The 19,127-nt window shown below is 75.5% G+C and carries 11 protein-coding genes and 2 pseudogenes; 5 read left to right on the forward strand and 8 right to left on the reverse strand.

What is annotated here, in order from left to right; translation table 11 throughout:
* Nucleotide 1 precedes the first annotated feature (1 nt).
* The 6 genes and pseudogenes from GA0115242_RS29330 to GA0115242_RS40975 form a co-directional block, all read right to left on the reverse strand.
* Complete coding sequence (locus GA0115242_RS29330; protein ID WP_093833768.1) at nt 2-1,567, reverse strand: amino acid adenylation domain-containing protein; 1,566 nt, start codon at nt 1,565-1,567, stop codon at nt 2-4.
* The gene (locus GA0115242_RS42585) at nt 1,561-4,254 is read right to left on the reverse strand and encodes a serine hydrolase domain-containing protein (protein WP_370672330.1); all 2,694 of its coding nucleotides are present in this window, start codon (nt 4,252-4,254) and stop codon (nt 1,561-1,563) included. Before GA0115242_RS42585 ends, GA0115242_RS29330 begins: the two co-directional genes overlap by 7 nt.
* A gap of 117 nt (nt 4,255-4,371) precedes the next feature.
* A pseudogene (locus GA0115242_RS42590) lies at nt 4,372-8,592 on the reverse strand (amino acid adenylation domain-containing protein); the annotation flags it as partial.
* Nucleotides 8,593-8,617: 25 nt separating this feature from the next.
* Nucleotides 8,618-13,600 (reverse strand): annotated as a pseudogene (locus GA0115242_RS29340) (amino acid adenylation domain-containing protein); the annotation flags it as partial.
* Nucleotides 13,601-13,610: 10 nt separating this feature from the next.
* Nucleotides 13,611-13,796: an MbtH family protein gene (locus GA0115242_RS29345; RefSeq protein ID WP_093833774.1), complete on the reverse strand. Its 186-nt coding sequence runs from the start codon at nt 13,794-13,796 to the stop codon at nt 13,611-13,613.
* Between the two features lie 56 nt (nt 13,797-13,852).
* Nucleotides 13,853-14,113 carry a phosphopantetheine-binding protein gene (locus tag GA0115242_RS40975; RefSeq protein ID WP_161353352.1) on the reverse strand — a complete coding sequence of 87 codons (261 nt, stop codon included), beginning with the start codon at nt 14,111-14,113 and terminating at the stop codon, nt 13,853-13,855.
* A gap of 587 nt (nt 14,114-14,700) precedes the next feature.
* Here GA0115242_RS40975 and panD point away from each other — a divergent pair.
* The 4 genes from panD to GA0115242_RS29370 all read left to right on the forward strand — a co-directional run bounded on the left by panD (nt 14,701) and on the right by GA0115242_RS29370 (nt 16,801).
* Nucleotides 14,701-15,120 (forward strand): aspartate 1-decarboxylase, encoded by a 420-nt coding sequence (gene panD, locus GA0115242_RS29355; RefSeq protein ID WP_093833778.1) that lies wholly within the window; start codon nt 14,701-14,703, stop codon nt 15,118-15,120.
* Nucleotides 15,121-15,204: 84 nt separating this feature from the next.
* A complete protein-coding gene (locus GA0115242_RS29360; RefSeq protein WP_093833780.1) occupies nt 15,205-15,774 on the forward strand; it encodes an FAD-dependent oxidoreductase in 570 nt (189 codons plus the stop codon).
* Between the two features lie 140 nt (nt 15,775-15,914).
* Nucleotides 15,915-16,358, forward strand: a complete 444-nt coding sequence (gene cynS, locus GA0115242_RS29365; protein WP_093833782.1) for a cyanase — start codon at nt 15,915-15,917, stop codon at nt 16,356-16,358.
* Nucleotides 16,359-16,486: 128 nt separating this feature from the next.
* Nucleotides 16,487-16,801, forward strand: a complete 315-nt coding sequence (locus GA0115242_RS29370; RefSeq protein ID WP_093833790.1) for a hypothetical protein — start codon at nt 16,487-16,489, stop codon at nt 16,799-16,801.
* A 91-nt stretch (nt 16,802-16,892) separates the two neighbouring features.
* Here the strand turns inward: GA0115242_RS29370 and GA0115242_RS29375 are convergent, their stop codons facing one another.
* The gene (locus GA0115242_RS29375) at nt 16,893-17,084 is read right to left on the reverse strand and encodes a ferredoxin (RefSeq protein ID WP_093833784.1); all 192 of its coding nucleotides are present in this window, start codon (nt 17,082-17,084) and stop codon (nt 16,893-16,895) included.
* Between the two features lie 20 nt (nt 17,085-17,104).
* A complete protein-coding gene (locus tag GA0115242_RS29380) occupies nt 17,105-18,322 on the reverse strand; it encodes a cytochrome P450 (RefSeq protein ID WP_093833786.1) in 1,218 nt (405 codons plus the stop codon).
* A gap of 231 nt (nt 18,323-18,553) precedes the next feature.
* Between GA0115242_RS29380 and GA0115242_RS29385 the strand changes: the two genes are divergently transcribed.
* A partial coding sequence (locus GA0115242_RS29385) for a TetR/AcrR family transcriptional regulator (RefSeq protein ID WP_256089789.1) occupies nt 18,554-19,127 on the forward strand: 574 nt, incomplete at its 3' end.

Genomic DNA, 19,127 nt, shown 5'->3' on the forward strand with positions numbered 1-19,127 from the left:
ATCAGATCCTCTCGGGCAGGGCGGCCGGTGCGGCGGGGGCCGGGACGACGTCGAGCACGGCGAGGCTGCCGCGTCCCCAGGACGGCTCGGGCAGCCGCCGCCGGTCCTCTTTTCCGTTGGCGTCCAGGGGCAGCGCGTCGAGCGCCACGTACTCGGACGGCAGCATGTGGCGCGGCAGCCGCCCGGCGAGGAAGCGGTGCACCTCGGCGGCGCGCAGCGGCCCCGCCGCGGCCGGGACGACGTAGGCGACGACCCGTTTGTCGCCGGGCGGCGCGACGCGCGGGCTGACCAGGCAGGCGTGCACCCCGGGCGCCTCGCCGAGCGCCGCCTCGATCTCGCCGGGTTCGACCCGGAAGCCCCGGATCTTGACCTGCTGGTCGGCGCGGCCCGCGAACTCCACGGTGCCGTCGGGGCGTTTGCGCGCCAGGTCGCCGCTGCGGTAGGCGCGCCGCCCGGTCCCCGGGTCGGTGACGTACCGCTCCGCGGTGAGCGCGGGCCGGTCGTGGTAGCCGCGGGAGACGGTCTCCCCGGCGATCCACAGCTCGCCCGTCTCACCCGCCGGGACCGGACGGCCCCGTTCGTCCATGACGTGCAGGCTGGTGCCGGGGATCGGGGTGCCCAGCGGCAGTGGGGACTCCACCTGGTCCGGGTGGGTGAGCAGCCGCCGGCAGACGGCCACCGTGGTCTCGGTCGGCCCGTAGATGTGGGCCACCGTCAGCCCGGGGTTGGCGCTCAGCACCCGCCGCACCCGGGGCGGTGACACCACGTCCCCGCCGGTGATCACCGTGCGCAGCGGGGCGAACGCCTCCGGGGCGTCCTCGGCGATCCGGTGGAAGAGCCCCGAGGACAGCCACAGGTCGGTCACCCGCTCGCGGGCCAGCACCTCGGCCGTCTCCGCGGGGCTCAGCAGGGCCTCCGGCGGGAAGACGAGGCAGGCCCCGCGCAGCAGCACCCCCCAGATCTCCAGCACCGACGCGTCGAACGAGAAGGAGCTGCTCTGGAGCATGGAGCGGCCGGGCCCCAGCGCGGCGAAGTCCTGCCGCAGCGCGAAGGCGGTGACGTTGCGCTGCTCCACCAGGACCGCCTTGGGCAGACCCGTCGAGCCCGAGGTGTACATCGCGTACGCCAGGTCGCCGGGCTCGGCCGCGCCCGCCGCCGGAAGCGCGTCCGCGTCGTCGTCGGGTCCCGTGTCCGCGGCCGGGTCGAGCCGCACGCAGTCCGCGAGGGCCGGTGGCAGGGCGGCGCCCGGGGAGGAGACGACGACCCGGACCCCGCTGTCGCGCCGCATGTGCGCCAACCGCTGCTCGGGGTAGGCCAGATCGAGCGGCAGGTAGGCGCAGCCCGCGCGGAGCACCGCCAGCGCCGCCACCACGAACTCGGGGGACGGTGTCGCCGCCACCCCGACCAGTTCCCCGGGCCCGACGCCGAGCCGCAGCAGGGCGCGGGCCAGCCGGGTCGCCGCCCGGTCCAGTTCGCCGTAGGTCAGCCGGGTGCGCGGCGCGCGCAGCGCCACGGCGTCCGGCGTGCGCACCGCCCACCGGCGGAACGCGGCGTCGATCGTCACCATCGTGCGTCCTCCAATCCGACCCCGAGGTCGTGCAGCAGTTCTCGCAGGAAGTCCTCACCGGCATCGGAGTTGGCGGTGACGACGAGCCCCAGACCGCGGTCCGGGTCGGCCCAGGTCAGGGCACGGAAGCCGGGGACGCCCCCGGTGTGGCCGAACCACCGGCGGCCGCCGTACGCCTTGCCGGCCGTGCCCAGCCCGCCCGGGGTGCCGGGGTGCGTCCGCAGCAGCTCGGCCGCCGCCTCGGCGCCCAGCACGGCCGACGGGCCGCCGGACACCGCCCGCTGCACCTCGACGGCGACCCGGGCCAGGTCCCGCGGCGTGGACCAGAGCCCGCCCGCGGCCGACTCCGGGTACAGGTGCCAGCCCTCCGGGTAGGGCGCGCCCGCCGCGTCGTGGTTGCGGGCGAGCGTGGTGCCGGGCAGGTCGGGGACGCGCGGCGCGAAGTCGCTGTCCCGCATGCCCAGCGGGTCGAGGACGAGGGCCCGCATCAGGGGCGCGAAGTCCTGCCCGGTGACGTCCTGGAGCACCTGCTGCACCACCGTGTAGTTGCTGCTGGAGTACAGGTACGGCGACCCGGGCGGGCCCACCGGGCGGACCGGCGGGGTCAGCGCCGGGTGGGCGCCGTCGAGGACCTGCGCCGGGGTGGGCATCGGCAGGCCCGCGCGGTAGCCGTCGTAGGACTGCGCGCCCAGCCCCGCGGTGTGCGTGAGCAGGTGGCGCAGGGTGACGCCGTCGCCCGGCAGCCGCCAGCCGGTGAGCATCCGGTTGACGTCGGTGTCGAGGTCGAGGCGTCCCTCCTGGACCAGGGCCAGCACGCCCAGCGCGGTGACGTGCTTGCTGATCGAGCCGACCTGGAAGACGGTCCGCTCGTCGACCGGGGCCGGGTCGTCGGCGCCGAGGGTGCCGAAGCCCCACGCCCCGCGCAGACCGCCGTCGGAGATCACCGCGACGCCCACGCCCGGCACCCGGTGCCGCAGCATCGGCAGCCTCGGGGCGGGCGACCCGGCGAACAGCCGCCGCACGAACGGCTCCGCGGGCTCCCGCCCGGACCCGGACGGTGTGCCGCCCAGCGCGGTGAGATGACGCAGATGCCGGTCGGCGAGGTCGCGGACGGTGGCGTCGCCGAGCCGGTCGGCCGCGTACCGCCACTCCAGGTGGAGCGCGCCGCCGATCACCGCCGCGTCGATCTCCACCAGGTGGGAGCGGCGCTGCCCGGGGTCGGTGTGCTCGCCCACCGTGCCCGGCAGCGGGCGCAGCGCGCCGCCCCCGGCGGGTCCGGTGTCCCGGCGGCCGTGGTAGTTGAACGAGAGCTGGGCCGGGGGCGCCGTCCGCTCGTCGCCGCGCAGGTACCGGGCGAGCCCGTGCCCGATGCCGCGTCCCGCGGGGGTGCGGACGTGCTCGGCGACCACGTCGATCCAGTCCTCCGCGCCGTCCGCGCCGGGACGGCTGATCACCAGCGGCTGGACACTGGTGAACCAGCCGACGGTGCGGGTGAGGTCGACGTCGTCGAACAGCGGCTCGCGGCCGTGCCGTTCCACGTCGATCGCGCAGCCGTCGCCCCCGGTGACCTCGGTCAGCGCGCGGGCCAGGGCGGCCAGCATCAGGTGCTCCGGCTCGGCCCCGCGCCGCGCCGCCGCCTGCCGCAGCAGCGCCGACGTCGGACCGGCCGCGAGGACGACCCGGGTGGAGCGGGCGCGGCCCTCGGTGCCCGCGTCGTCCCCGCCCTCCGTCGGCAGCGGCTCGACCCGCGGCCGGGGCAGCGCCCAGTAGGCGGCCTCGGCGTCGAACGCGGCGCTCCCGGCGTGCTCGTGCAGCCGCCGTGCCCAGTGCCGCACGGACGTCGTCCTGGCGGGCAACTGCCCGCCGCCGCACAGGGTGTCGAGGTCCTCCACGAGGATGTCCCAGGAGACCGTGTCGACGGCCAGGTGGTGGACGACCAGCAGCAGCCGCCCGGTGTGCCCGAGCAGCACGGCGCGCAGCAACGGGCCCTGTTCCAGGCCGAGTCCGGCGTGCGCCGCCTCCACCGCCGCGTCGGCGAGCCGCGGGTCGTCCACGACCGTGAGCGGGTCGCCGCCCTCCTCCACCGGCGCCAGGTACTGGTGCCACCGGTCACCGCGGCGGCTCCAGCGCAGCCGCAGCGCGTCGTGGTGGCCGACCAGGGCGCGCAGCGCGGCCCGCAGGGTGTCGGGGCCGAGCCCGGCGGGGACCTCCAGGAGCCTGCTCTGGTTGAACCGGTCGCGCGGCCCGAGCGCCGCGTACTGCCGCTGGACCGGCCCGAGCGGCACCTCGCCGGTGACCGGGCCCTGTTCGGCGTGGACGGCGGTCACGGCGCCCCGGGAAGCCGCCTCGTCGGAGGCCGCGGCCAGCGCCGCGATCGTGGGGTGCTCGAAGACCATCTTCGGCGTGAGGAACACGCCCGCCTCCCGCGCCTTCGCGACGGTGTGGATCAGCAGGATCGAATCCCCGCCCAGGGCACGGAAGTTGTCGTGCACCCCGACCCGCTCCAGCCCGAGCACCCGGCACCAGATCCCGGCGATGGCCTCCTCGGTCGGGGTGCCGGGAGCCGTGGGGGACCCGGCGGCCCCGGCGCGTGCGGCCGGGTCGGGCTCGGGCAGCGCGGCCCGCTCCACCTTGCCGTTGGCGTTCAGCGGCAGGGCGTCCAGGGCGACGAGGAACCGCGGCACCATGACGTCGGGCAGCTCGGCGCGGAGCGCGGCCAGCGTGCGGTCCCCGGCGTCGCCGCCGACCGTGTAGCCGACCAGCGTCCGCGCCCCGGCCACCGTCCGCACGTCGGCGACCGCGTCCCTGACCCCGGGCGCCCTGCGCAACGCGTCCTCGATCTCGCCGAGTTCGACCCGCACCCCGCCGATCTTCACCTGGTGGTCGGTGCGCCCCGCGAACTCCAGGACACCGTCGGCCCGCCGCCGCCCCAGATCACCGGTGCGGTACAGGCGGGCGCCGGGCGGCCCGAAGGGGTCGGGCACGAACCGCTCGGCGGTCAGCCCGGCCCGCCCGTGGTAGCCGCGGGCCAACCCCGGCCCCCCGATGAAGAGTTCGCCGGTGACCCCGGTCGGCAGCGGCGCCATCGCCGGGTCCAGCACATGGACGGTGTTGTTGTCGAGGGGCAGCCCCAGCGCCACCGCGCCGGTGTCGCCGACGCCGTCCGCCGCGACGCAGACCCGGCAGGTGGAGTCGATGGAGACCTCGGTGGCGCCCCAGGTGTTGTCCAGGCTCACCCGGTCCCCGAAGACCTCACGGAACCGGCGCACCAGCGCGGGACGCAGCGCCTCCCCGCTGGTGAGGACCGACCGCAGCCGGGACATCGCACGGGCCCGCGCCGGGGTGAGGATGTCCAGGAACACCTCCAGCACGCTGGGCACGAACTGCACGTGCACCACGCCGTGTTGGGCGACGGCCTCAGCGATCGCGTGCGCGTCCCGGTGCGCGCCCGGCGCCAGCAGCACCACCTCGCCGCCGGTGATCAGCGGCCACAGGATCTCCACCGCCGCGTCGTCGAAGGAGAGCGTGGTCTTGTGCAGGACGCCCTCGCCTGGGGCCAGCCCGTGCCTGCGCTGCATCCACGCCATGCGGTTGACCCAGCCCGCGTGGTGCGAGGCCACCGCCTTGGGGGTGCCGGTCGAGCCCGAGGTGTAGTACAGCGAGCACAGGTCGGCGGGGAGCGCCTCGGGCCGCGGACCCGTCCACGGGCCGCCGGACCAGGCCGCCGGGTCGTCCAGCGCGAGGACGGTCGCACCGGCGCCGTCCGGCAGGGCCGCGCGCAGACGGCCCTGGGTGAGCACCACCCGTGCCCCGGAGTCGGCGAGCAGGTAGGCCTGACGGCGGGCCGGATGGTCGGGGTCGACCGGCACGAAGGCGGCGCCGGCCTTCAGGATGCCCAGCAGCCCGACCACGTGCTCGAAGGAGCGCTCGGTGCACAGGGCCACCAGATCGCCCGGCCCGACACCCTCCCGGCGCAGCCGCTCGGCCACCCGGTCGGCCCGCCGCGCCAGCTCGGCGTAGGTCCAGGTGGCGTCGCCCAGCCGGACGGCGACGGCGTCGGGCGCCGCGGCCGTCCGGTCCGCGATCAGGGAGTGCAGGGTGCGGTCGCCGGGGAACGGGGTCCGGGTGTCGTTCCAGGCGCCAACGACGAGCGCCCGCTCCTCGTCCGACAGCATCGGCACCGCGTCCGCGCCCGGGTGGTCCTCGGTCAGGCCGGTCAGCAGCCGCACCAGTTGGGCGAGCAGCCGGTCGGCGGTGACCTGGTCGTAGCGGGACCTCTCGCAGCTCAGCGAGAGGGTGAGCCGCTCGGCGCGGGTGGCCTCAAGGACCAGCGGGTAGCCGGTGTCGCGGGCCTCGCCCCCGGCGACCGGCACGACCCCCCGGGGCAGCGCGCCGGTGCCGGTGTCGGTGAAGACGACCAGGCTGTCGAAGAGGCGCCGCCCCGGCGCCACCTCGCTCACCCGCCGCACGGCGGGCAGTGCGACGTGCGCGCGCCCCGCCACCTCGGTGACCCGCCGCTGCACCTCCCGCAGCAGCTCCCCGAGCGGAGCCCCGGGGTCCACCTCGACCCGCAGCGGCAGGGTGTTCATCAGCAGCCCCACCATCCGCTCCACGCCCTCGACCTCGCCGAACCGGCCGGAGACGGTGGTGCCGAAGACGACGTCCCGCTCCCCGCTCGTCCGGCTCAGCAGCAGCGACCACGCGGTGTGCACCAGGGTGCCGACGGTGACCCGGTGACGGCGGCCCGTCCGCTCCAGGGCGTCGAGCAGCGCCGCCGGGAGGGCCTGCCGGGCGCTCCACACCCCGCCGGTGGCGGCCGTGGGCCGGGCGCCGGGCAGCGGGGTGGGCCGGGTGAAGCCCGCCAGCCGGGAACGCCAGTGGTCGTTCTCGCGCTCCGTCTCCCCGGGGGTGTCGTGCGCGGCGAGCCGGCGCAGGTACGCGCGGTACGGCGGCGGGTCGGGGAGGACCGCGGGCCGGCCGGTCGCCCGCCTGACCCGGTAGATCTCGAACGCCTCGCCCAGCAGGGCGTGCAGGCTCCACCCGTCGAAGACGACATGGTGGGTGGTCCACACGAAGCGGTGCCGGTCCCCGGCGACCCTGACCAGCAGGAACCGGGCGGGCGGAGCCGCCGCCAGGTCGAAGACGGTCTCCTCCTCCGCCGCGGTGAGGTCCGCGAGCCGGGCGGCGCGCCGGTCCGCGGGGAGCGCGGTGAGGTCGGCGTGCCGGAAGCGCGGCGGCGCCTCGCGGCGGACGACCTGCACCGGACGGGGCAGGTCGGCCCAGTGGAAGGTGGACCGCAGGATCGCGTGGCGGGCGACCAACTGCGCCCAGGCGGCCTCGAAGGCGGCCGGGTCGAAGTCGCCCTCGACGTCGACGGCGAAGACCCGCACGTAGTCGCCGGTCTCCGCCAGCGTGTCCAGGAGCAGCCCGGTCTGCAGCGGCGACAGCGGCAGGACGTCCTCGGCGCCTTCCCGGCCCACCTCGTCGAGGAGCCCGTCCAGGGCCGCGCCGTCCAGCCCGGTGAACGCGAACGGACCGTCCGCCGCGGTCTCGGGACGGGGTTCCGGAGCGGGCGCCTGGGCGCCGAGCACCGCCAGCTCCGCCACCGTGGGGTGGGCGAAGATCTGCCGGGTCGTCACCGCGAGCCCGGCCGCACGCGCCAGCGCCGCGACCGTCACCGCCCTGAGCGAGTTGCCGCCCAGCGCGAAGAAGTCGTCGTCCATGCCGATCGCGCCGGTCTCCAGGACCCGCGCCCAGATGTCGGCGAGGGTCCGCTCGGCGGGGTCGCGGGGCGCGGTCCGCCCGGCCGGTCGCGCCCCGGCGGCCTCCGGCGCGGGCAGCGCGGCACGGTCCACCTTGCCCGCGGGACTGAGCGGCATCGCCTCCAGCACGACCAGCCGGTCGGGCACCATCGCCCGCGACACCTCGCCCCGCAGGAACGCCCGGACGTCCGCCGGATCAAGGACGGCGCCCGGCGCCCCGGCCACATGCCCCACCAGGAACGCGTCGCCCGCGGCGTCCCGGTGGACCGTGACGGCGGCCAGCCCGACGTCCGGATGCCGGGTCAACGCCTCCTCGATCTCGCCGAGTTCGATGCGGTGACCGCGGATCTTGACCTGGTGGTCGTCCCGGCCCAGGAAGCGCAGACGGCCGTCGGGCCGCCGCGCCGCCAGGTCACCGGTGCGGTACAGCCGCGCCCCGGGACCGCCGAACGGGTCGGGCACGAACTGCCGGGCGGTCAGCCCGGGGCGCCCCAGATACCCGCGGGCCACGCCCGCGCCGCCGAGGTACAGCTCGCCGGGCACCCCGACGGGCACCGGGCGCATCGCCTCGTCCAGCACGTGCGCCGAGGTGTTGGGCAGCGGGCGCCCGATCGACACCTCGTCCCGGCCGTCGCCGACCTCGTCCCAGGTGGACCAGACCGTCGCCTCGGTCGGCCCGTAGACGTTGACCAGCCGGGGCAGGCACGCGCCCAGCTCAGCGGCGAGCGGCTGCGGCAGCGCCTCCCCGCCCACCAGGCCGACGGCGACACCGTCCGCCGGGCCGAACCCGGCGGCCAGCAGCAGCCGCCACCCGGACGGGGTGGCCTGCACATGGGTGACCCCGTGGGCGCGGATCAGGGCCCGCTGCGCCGCGGCGTCCCAGCGCCCCTCCTCGGGGACCACCACGACCCGCCCGCCGGTGGTCAGCGGCACCCACATCTCCACGGCGGAGATGTCGAAGGAGAGCGCGGTCAGCCCCAGCCAGGTCTGCGGCCCCGCCGACGACAGGACGTGCGTCATGGCGGCGGTCAGATGCGCGAGCGACGCGTGCGTGACCTCGACGCCCTTGGGGCGCCCGGTGGAGCCGGAGGTGTACAGCACATAGGCGACGTCGTCCGGGCGGGGCGGCGCGAGAGCGTCCCCGTGCTCCCGCGGCGGACCGGCCACGTCCCCGGCGCGCACCACGGTCACCCCCGGCGGCAGCGACGCCGGGAGCGGTCCGTCGTCCGCCAGCAGGACCCGCACCCCGGAGTCCGCCAGCACGAAGGCCGTCCGCGCGTCGGGGGTACTCCGGGTCGAGCGGTACGTAGCAGCCGCCCACCCGCCACACCGCGAGCACCGCGGCGATCATCGCGGCCGACCGGTCGAGCCGCAGCCCCACCCGGTCGCCCGGCCGCACCCCGGCGGCCCGCAGCCGGTCCGCCAGCAGGTCAGCCCGCTCGGCGAGCCGGTCGTACGTCCACTCCTCGGCGCCGTCCAGCACCGCCGTCGCGTGCGGGGTGCGCGCCCGCAGCCGCCCGATCATCGCGGGCACGGTGGTGGCGTCCGGGAAGGCGCGCGCGGTGCCGTTCCCGTCGCGGACGACGGCGTCCCGGGCGGCGTCCGGCAGGATCGGCAGGTCACCGACCCGCGCGTCGGGCCGTCCGGCGAAGGCGCCGAGCAGGTGCCCGAAGGACGCCAGCAGCCGCTCGGCGTCCGCCGCGTCGACCCGGGTCCCGTCGTGGATGAGCTGGAGGACGGCCTCCGACGGGCCGACCCGGACGTTGAGCATCAGCGGGTAGCCGCTGCTCTGGTGCACGGGCCCCATGCGCAGGGAGAGCCCGCCCAGGTCGGCACGTTCGGCCACCGCCAGGTTCTGCAGCACCAGGATGCTGTCGAACAGCCGCCTGTCGCCCGGCACTTCGGACCAGTCGTGGATGTCGACCAGCGCGGTGTGCTCGACGTCGCGCAGTCCGGCGAGCTGTCCCGCGAGCCGCCCCAGCCACGCGTCGAGCCGCTCGTCGTCCGTCCACCGCACGCGCACCGGCAGGGTGTTGGAGAGCAGCCCCACGATCCGCTCGACCTGCGGGAGGTCCACGGAACGCCCGGAGACGGTCAGCCCGAACAGGACGTCACGGCTGCGGCTCCAGCGGCCGAGCAGCAGCGCCCAGGCACCCTGGAAGACGGTGCCGAGCGTGCACCCCCGCTCGCGGGCGAGCTTCGTCAGCGCCTCCGTCAGCCCGTCTTCCAGGGCGAGTTCGACGGTCCGGGCGGCCCCGGCGGGCGCCTCCCGCGGCGCCTGCCGCACCACCGGGAGCGCGGTCGGCTCGGTGAAACCGGCGAGGGCGTCGCGCCAGTAGCGCTCGACGGCGCGCGGGTCCTGCCGCTCCAGCCACTGCACATAGGCGCGGTGCGGGACCGGCGCGGGCAGCTCGCGCGCCGCCCCGTCCGGGCGGCGCCGTGCCGTGACGGTGGCGAACACCTCGTTCAGCAGCGGGCCCACGCTCCAGCCGTCGGCCAGGATGTGATGGCTGTGCCACACCAGCTCGTGCCGGTCGCCGCCGGTGCGGACGAGGTGGAACCGCTGCGGCGGGACCCGGAACAGGTCGAAGCCGGCGGCCCGTTCGGCGGCGAGCAGCGCCTCCATCCGCTCCGCGACCGCGTCGGCGGGAAGCGCCGTCCAGTCGAGGACGGTGAAGTCGGCCCGCACGGTGCGGTGGACGACCTGGAGCGGCCGCTCAAGACCCTCCCAGCGGAAGGAGCAGCGCAGCGCGTCGTGCCGGTCGAGCACCTGCTGCCAGGCGGCGATCAGGCCGTCCCGGTCGAGGTCGCCCTCGATCTCCCAGCGGTACTGGTTGAAGTAGGTGTCGCCGCCCTGGTCGTGCAGGCTGTGGAAGAGCATGCCCGCCTGGAGCGGGGTGCAGGGGTAGATGTCCTGCACGTCCGCGGCCGTGAGACCGGCGAGGACCGTCTCCAGGCCCTCCCGGTCGAGACCGGCCAGCGGGAAGTCCGCGGGGTCCGCGCCCGCCGCCGCCCCGCCCGACCGGACGGCGACGGCGGCCAGCTCCGCCAGCGTCTGGTGGGCGAAGACCTGGCGCGCGGTGAACTCCCAGCCCGCCTCCCTGGCCCGCGACACCAGGAACACAGCGGTGACGGAATCACCGCCCAGCGTGAAGAAGTTGTCCTGCGCCGCGACCGGCCGGACGTCCAGGAGCCCGGCCCAGATGTCCGCGAGGTCCTGTTCGGCACCGGCCGCGGGCGCCCTGCGTCCGGCGGGCGCGTCGGCGCGCGGGGCGGGCAGGCGGCGCCGGTCCACCTTGCCGTTCGGCGACAGCGGCAGGGCGTCCAGCGTCATGAGGACGGCGGGCACCATGGCGACGGGCAGCGCGGCCGTGAGGTGGCGCCGCAGCTCGTCCTCCGCGACGGACCCGACGACATAGCCGACGAGGCGGTCACCCGCGGGAGCGCGGTCCACGACCACCACGGCGTGCGTGACGTCCGGGTGCCCGGTCAACCGGGCCTCGATCTCGCCGAGTTCGATGCGGTGGCCGCGGATCTTCACCTGGTGGTCGTCGCGGCCGAGGAACCGCACCCGGCCGTCCGCGCGGCGGGACCCGACGTCGCCGGAGCGGTACAGCCGCGCCCCCGGCGGCCCGAACGGGTCGGGCACGTAGGCGCCCGCCGTCAGCGCGGGCCGCGCGTGGTAGCCGCGCCCGACACCGGGACCGCCGATGTACAGCTCGCCCGGCACCCCGCCGGGCACCGGCCGCATCGCCGCGTCCAGCACCAGCACGGCGGCGCCGTCGACGCCCGTCCCCACGGTGATGTCCGCCGCCGGGTCGGTGACGTCGTCGTACGTGGCCCACACCGTGGACTCGGTCGGCCCGTAGCAGTTGAACAACCGCCGGGCGCACAGGCGCAGTTCGGTGGCGAGCGCCGGTTGCAGCGTCTCGCCGCCGGTCAGCGCGACCGCGAGCCGCGGCAGCCGCTGCGACGCGGCCAGCAGCACCCGCCAGCCCGACGGCGTCGCCTGCACATGGGTGACCCCGTGCTCCCGGGCCGTCCCGACGGCGGCCTCGCCGTCCTGCGCGGCACCCTCGGGCGCCAGCACCACCCGGCCGCCGGTGGTCAGAGGCACGAACATCTCCACCAGGGCGATGTCGAACCCGATGCCGGTCAGCCCCAGCCACACGTCGTCCGCCCCGGCGCCGAGCCGACGCGCCGTGCCGCTCAGGAAGTTCGCCAGACCCCGGTGCTCGATCGCCACGGCCTTCGGGCGGCCGGTGGAGCCTGAGGTGTACATCAGGTACGCGAGATCGAGGGGCAGCGGCGCGGGACCCGGGCGGGCCGGTCCGGCGTCCGCGTCCCGGTCACCGGGCGCGGCGCGCAGCACCGGCACCCCGCCGCACGGCACGTCCCGGCCGGGCTCCGCGACGACGAGCGCGACGTCCGCGTCCTCCAGCATCGTCCGCAGCCGGTCCGCGGGATGGTCGAGCGGCAGCGGCAGGAACGCGCACCCGGCCTTCCACACCCCGAGGAGCGTCGCCACCAGCCGTTCGGAGCGCGGGAGATGGACGCCGACCAGTGCGCCCGGCCCCGGCACCGCGGCGCGGATCCGCTCGGCGACCCGCTCCGCGTGCTCGTCGAGCTGCCGGTAGGTGAGCCTGGTGGCGCCCGAGACGACCGCGGTGGCGTCGGGCGTGGCGGCGACGGCGGCGGCGAACAGGCCGAGCACGGTCGCGCCGGACGGGACGGCGGCGGTGCGGCGGGAGTCGTCGACGAGACGTGCCCGCTCCCCGGGAGAGAGCAGCTCCACCTCGCCGACGGTCGTCCCGGGATCGGCGACCGCCCGGGTCACCACCTCGACCAGCGAGTCGAGCATCCGCTCCACCGTCTCCGGCGTGAACAGGGTGCTCTCGCCCACCAGATCGAGCCGGACGCCCTCCTCCAGGTTCGCCGCGACCAGCGACAGGTCCACCTTCGCGGACGCCATCCCGATGGGCTCGCGCTCGACGGTGACACCGGGCAGTTCCCACACGTGCTCGCGCGCCTCGATGCACTGGTACATGACCTGGGCCAGCGGGTTGCGGGACGCGTCCCGTGGCCGCCCCGAGTCCGCCACCAACTGCTCGAAGGTGACGTCCTGGTGCTCCAGGGCCCCGAGGACCACGGTGTTCATCCGCCGCACCAGCGTCCCGAACCCGGGGTCGTCGCCGACGTCCACCGGCAGCGGCAGCGTGTTCGCCAGCATGCCCACCAGCGGCTCGGTGTCGGCGACGACCCGGCCGGAGACCGGCGTCAGCACGGAGAAGCGGGTCTGCCCTCCGCTCCACCGGTGCAGATACCCGGCGAAGACCGCCAACAGGGCGGTGAAGAGCGTGACGTTGTGGTGCCGTGCGAAGTCGCGCAGGGCGGAACCGACCTCGGGTGCCAGCAGCCGCCGCGCGCCGTGCCCCCAGAACGCCGGGGTGGGCGGCCGCACATGGTCGGTGGGCAGTTCGAGCACCGCGGGCACGCCCTCCAGCGCCGCGCGCCAGTAGGCGAGTTGCCCGGCCAGCAGGTCCCCGGAGAGCCGGTCCGACTGCCAGGCCGCGTAGTCCGTGTACGACGCGGGGAGCGGCGGCAGCGCCGTCGCCGGGTCCGTCCCGCGCGTGGCCGCCGTGTACAGGGCGCCGAACTCGCGGGCCAGCACCCCGCACGACCACTCGTCGGCGACGCAGTGGTGCAGGTTCAGCACGAGGACGTGACGGGTGTCGCCGAGGACCGCGAGCACCGCCCGGAAGACGGGCCCGCGCGCCAGGTCGAAGGGCTGGGCGATCTCCTCCTCCGCGACCCGCACCGCCGCCGCCCGCCGGGCCGCCGGGGGCAGGTGCGAGAGGTCGACGGTCCGCAGCGGGGCGGGACCGGGCGGCAACGGCACCTGGCGCGGCGGGCTGTCGTCCCGGAACACCATGCGCAGCGTCTCGTGCCGCGCCACCAGGGCGTCCAGCGCGCGGCGCACCGCGTCCCGGTCCAGCGGCCCGGTCAGCCGCAGCACGCGGTGGACGCTGAACGTGGAGTTGTCCGACAGCAGCCGGTCGGCCACCCACAGGTTGTGCTGGACGGGCGCCAGCGGGGCGCCCCCGACGCCAGGACGGCGCGGTACGGCGCCGGGCGCCCCGGTGGGCGCCTCTGCCGTGCGCGACCTCCCGAGCAGGCGCTGCTTGAGCAACTCGCGCTTCTCGGCGCTCAGTTCCCTCTTCATCGCCGCCGGCTCATCCACTCCGGCCGCTTCTCCGGTCCGCGTCGTCATGGCTGTCGGGTCACCGGGCCTGGCGCAGGCTGAGCGGCCGCATGTCGGTCCACACCCGCTCGACGTGGGCGAGGCACTCCTCCTTGGACCCGGAGGTGCCCTCGGCGAACCAGCCGTCGGGCAGCTCCTTCTCCTGCGGCCAGATCGAGTACTGCTCCTCGCCGTTCACCACCACGCGGTAGGTCTCTGCCACCATCTCTTCACCTCTCGGGGAGTCGTTGCGGACGTGCGGTCGGAGGGGGTACGGGGGCCCTACGCGGCGCGGCGGCGCAGGGCCACCAGGGCGAGCGCGTCGGCGGTCTGCGCCCGGAACAGGTCGCGGACCGTGATTCGCGCGTCCAGCCGGGAGCTGATGAGGGACACCGCGCGGGCGGCCGTCAGCGAGTCGCCGCCGATGTCCAGGAACCCGCTGTCCGTGGCGGGCACCTCGGCGGCGCCCAGTACTTCCTTGAAGACCGTGGCGATCTGAACGGCAATCGCCCGCGATTCCTGTGTCGTGGTCTCCACCGTCATCTTCCGTTCCTTCCAGGTTCGACGACTTCGGCGTCCGCAATTCCCGCCCGGCCGCTCCGGAAGGGGGGACCGGGCCCGCGCCCGCGAGTTCCGGGTATTCGGGTCCCGAGGCGAAGCCGTAAAGGGTTTTTCGCGCTCTCGGCGCCTCATCACTGTGGCGTCGGCGGCGGATCCGGCTCCAGTCCCGGGCCCGCTCATCAACCTGCACGGCACGAAAGTGAGCGGGTGACATACGGCCCCGGGGGCGGCGGGGAACGGGGTGGGCGGCGCCGCGAACCGTGCGGGAGAACGCCCTCCGCAAACCTCGCGCGGTGTCACGGGAATACGCTCTCGCGGCGCCGGATCACCCGTGCAAAACTCCATGACCACCGTCGGCACCCCGGTGACGCGGGCTCACGGAATTCCCCGTCCGGGCCTTTCCCGTGATGTCCGTCGACCTCGTTCCCCGTCCGGCCGCCGGACCCCTTTCCCCTGCCCCGCACACGCGCGGACCGGGCCCGCACGCGGGCATCACCACCGCCCGGAATTCCTCCACCGTCCCCGCGTGGTCACAGAAGAGAAGCCGCCAACCCCGAAAGGCGACAGCCATGTTCCGAACCATGCTCAAGTCGAAGATCCACCGCGCCACGGTCACCCAGTGCGACCTGAACTACGTCGGCTCCCTCACCCTCGACGCCGATCTGATGGACGCGGCCGACCTGCTCCCCGGCGAGCTGATCCACCTCGTGGACATCAACAACGGCAGCAGGCTGGAGACGTATGTGATCGAGGGCCCCCGGGGCAGCGGGATCATCGGCGTCAACGGGGCGGCGGCCCGGCTGGTCCAGAACGGCGACCTCGTGATCATCATCGCCTACGCGGCGGTGGCGAACGCCGACGCGGCGAAGGTCGAGCCGCGCGTGGTCTTCGTCAACGAGCGCAACGAGGTCGTGGAGGCGGGCGCCGCGCTGGACTCGGCGCCCGACGGCCACGGCCTGATCGACGGGAGCCTGGTGCGGGCCGTCTGAGCGGCCCGGCCCCCGCCCCGGCCGGGTTTGCCGGTTCGGCAACCGGCTTCGCGCTTCTCGCCGCCGCGGCCCCATGGTGGGCCCATGAACGAGTTCACGTGGGCAGAGGCCGCAGAGCGCCGGTGGGACGTCGTGGTCGTCGGAGGCGGGCCCGCGGCCCGCTCCGCCGCCCGTGACCTGGCCGGGGCGGGCCGCTCGGTCCTGGTCGTCGACACGGGCGAGAACCACGGCGCGACGGCGGGGACGGCGCACGGCGACCCCGGACGCGACGGCGTCCTTGCGCACGGGCCGGAGCGGCACGGACCCGGGGAGGCGGCGCCGCCCGGCGGTCACGTCGTCGCGGGCCGGGTCACCGGGGTCGCCCGGGAGGACGCCGGGTTCGCGGTCGTCTCCGCCGACGGGGACCGGGTACGGGCCGGACGGGTCCTGATCGCCACCGGTTCCGTCCGCGAACTCCCGCTCGACGCGCCCGAGTTCACGGCCCTCGACGACGTGGGAGTGCCCGGCGCCCCCGCGCTCCGGGGGGACCTGCCCGCCGCCGTCCCCCGCACCTCGTGGGCCGGGGTGTTCGACGGTCCGACGGAGGCCGAGGTCGCGCGCCGGGTGCTCGGCGGACGCGCGCACGGCCTGGACGGGACACCGGCCGGCCGGTGAGGTGAGGCGGCGGCACCGGTCCTGAGCCCCGCGGGCGTGGGCGGTGCGCCGGTCCCGGACACCGGACGCCCGCGGGGGCCGCCGTTTCCCTACTCTGGTGGGGCGTTCGACCAAGACCACCGTCGTCGAGGGAGACACCGATGCTCAGCAAGCGGGAAGCGGCCGAAGCGGTACGGCAGGCCAAGGCGCGGACGGGCGTCACCTGGGCCCAACTGGCCGAAGCGGTGGGTCGACCGCTCGCCTGGACCACGGCCGCGCTGCTGGGCCAGCATCCGATGAGCGAGGACGAGGCGGCCACCGCGGCGTCCCTGCTCGAACTCGGCGACGACGCTGCCCTCGCCTTCCGGCTCCAGCCGACCCGCGGCGCCCTGGACGCGGCCGTCCCCGTCGACCCCACGATCTACCGCCTCTACGAGGTCGTCCAGGTCTACGGCCCGACCATCAAGGAACTCATCCACGAGCAGTGCGGCGACGGCATCATGAGCGCGATCAACTTCCGCCTCGACGTCCGGCGCGTCCCTGACCCGGCGGGCGACCGCGTCGTCATCACGCTCGACGGGAAGTACCTGCCCTACCAGTGGTAGCCGAGCGGCGTTCCGGGGCGCGTTCCCCGGCGGCCGCCCGGGACGCGCGCGGCCGCTCCCGCAACCCGCTCGGGCGGCCCGGCGTCCCCCTGTATGTCGGACGGATCCGCGATCACCCGGGAGAGCACGTGACGAAGAAGGAAAAGCGGACGGCGGAGGACAAGGACCGCGAGAAGTGGATGGCGCGCTTCCAGGTGCGGCTGGCTCTCCAGCCGGGCGTGGACCGGGAGATCGTGCTCCGGGCGGTCAAGGACGTCACGGGCCACTGCGCGATCACCGGGGAGCACCCGCGCGACGCCTTCGGCGACCCGGACGAGCACGCCGTGCGGGTCGCCGCGCTGCTGGTGCCCGCGGACCGCGCGGAGCGGGAGCGCAAGCGTGACGCCGTCGTGGACGCGATCGGCAACGCGTTCAAGCGGGCGGGCGACGCCGCCGGTCTCTGACCGCCGCGGGGCGGGTCGGCACGGCCCACGGACAGATGCCGTCCCCCCGCCGGGGTCCTTCTCCCCGGCGGGGGGACGTGTCCTCATCGGGTCACTCGACGACGCGCACCGCGCCCGACGGGCAGAGCATGGCCGCCTCACGGGCCGCCGCGCGCTGCCCGGCGCCCGGTTCGGGGTCGAGCACCGTCACCAGACCGTCGTCGTCCTGGTCGAAGACCTCCGGTGCCGTCAGCGCGCACAGGCCCGCGCCCACACAGACCTCACGGTCGGCCGTCATCCGCACGGTGGCTCCTCTCGTCCCGCTCACCAGGTGACCGGGAGTTCGTTCACGCCCTGGATCGTCGTACCCGGCCGCAGCGTCAGCCGGTCGACCGGCACCGCGAGCCGCAGGCCGGGCAGCCGGTCGAACAACGCCGTGAGGATGACCTCCAGTTCGAGGCGGGCGAGGTTCTGGCCGAGGCACTGGTGCACGCCGTAGCCGAACGACAGGTGGTGACGCGCCTCGCGGCGGACGTCGAAGGTGTCCGGGTCGGCGAAGACCGAACTGTCGCGGTTGGGGATGGAGTTGCCGACGATGACGCCCTCGCCCGCCCGGATGACCTCGCCGTCGATCTCGATGTCCGCCGTCGCGATGCGGCCCCCGACGATGTCGGCGATCGCCAGATAGCGCAGCAGCTCCTCGACCGCGCCCGGCACCAGCGACCGGTCCGCGCGCAACGCGTCCCACTGGCCCTCGTGTTCGAGCAGCGTGATCACGCTCAGGGACGTCATCGACGCCGTCGTCTCGTGCCCGGCCACCAGCAACAGGATGGCGGTGGCGACGAGTTCCTCGCGGTCGATCGCGCCGGTCTTCAACTGCTCGTCCACGAGGGTGCTCAGCAGCCCCGGACGGCTCTCGCCGCGCAACGAGTCGACGAGGCCGCCCAGATAGCTCTCCAGGTCGTCCCGCGCGGCGTTCGCGCCCGCCGCGTCGGTGGACTGCACCAGCCGCCTGCTGGCGTCCTGGAACAGGTCGTGGTCGGCGTAGGGCACGCCGAGCATCCGGCAGATCACCAGGGACGGCACCGGCAGCGCGAACTGGCTGACCAGGTCGGCGGGCGGACCGCCCGCGATCATCTCGTCCAGGAAGCCGTGCACGATCTGCTCGATGTCGGCCCGCATCCCCTTGATGCGCCGGACGGTGAACTCGCTGATGGTCATGCGCCGTTTGGGCCCGTGCGCGGGTGGGTCGAGGCCGATGAAGGCGGGACGGCGGTCGCGGAAGCTCTCCACCCGCGAGGAGGTCGCCGGGAATCCGGGGGCCGTCCGGTCGGAGGAGAGCCGGGGGTCGGCCAGCAGCTTCCGCGCGGTGTCGTACCCGGTCACCAGCCACGCCTGCTTGCCGTCGTAGAGCGTGACCCGCTGCAGCGACCCCTGCCGTGCGCGGAGGTCGTCGTACCGGTCGGGCAGGTGGTAGGGGCAGGTGCGGTCGCTGGGGAAGGCGGGGGCGCCGGACGGGGGCGTCGCAACGGTCTCGGTCATGGGTCCCTCGATGCGCTCGACACATAAAGAACGTTCCGTTCTCTAACGGGAGGCTAGGCTGACCCGCCCGAGGCCCGCAACGGGGTGTTCGACGAATGGCCGGGAGTCATGCCTCCAACCCACGAAGATCCGCCGGACAGTCCGGCGGCCGACCACCGCAGGAACCCCCGCCGCCGGGGCGAGGCGCTGGAGCGGGCCATCCTACGGGCCACCCTCGAAGAACTCGCCGAAGTGGGCTACGCCGGACTGACCATGGAACGGGTCGCCGCGCGCGCCCGCACCGGCAAGGCCGCCCTCTACCGCCGCTGGCCCGGCCGCGCGGAACTGGTCGTCGACGCCTGCGCGGCCCACCATCTTTCGGACACCGACCTGCCCGACACCGGCACCCTGCGCACCGACGTCCTCGCCGTGCTGCGGCAGCTCTCCGCCAAACTGACCGCGTCGCACGGCGACATCCTGCGCGGCCTGCTCACCGAGATCGCGCACGACCCCGAGTTCGCCCGCCTGGTCCGCGAACGGGTGCAGACCGCGGGCCCGGGACGCATCCTCACCATCCTGTCCCGCGCGGTCGCGCGCGGCGAGATCGAACCCTGGGTCCTCACCTCACGGCGCGCCACCGTCGCGGTCGACCTCCTGCGCGAGCACTACCTGCTCTGGGGCGCCCCCATCCCGCCGGACGTCATCACCGAGATCGTCGACGACGTCTACCTGCCGCTCCTCCTCGCCCCGCGCGCGGACCCCCGCGACGACGCCCCGGCGACACCGGCGGACGGCGGCACCCGGGGCGCGGGACCGGCCGGACGGG

Source organism: Streptomyces sp. SolWspMP-5a-2, from assembly GCF_900091845.1.
Lineage (GTDB): Bacteria > Actinomycetota > Actinomycetes > Streptomycetales > Streptomycetaceae > Streptomyces > Streptomyces doudnae.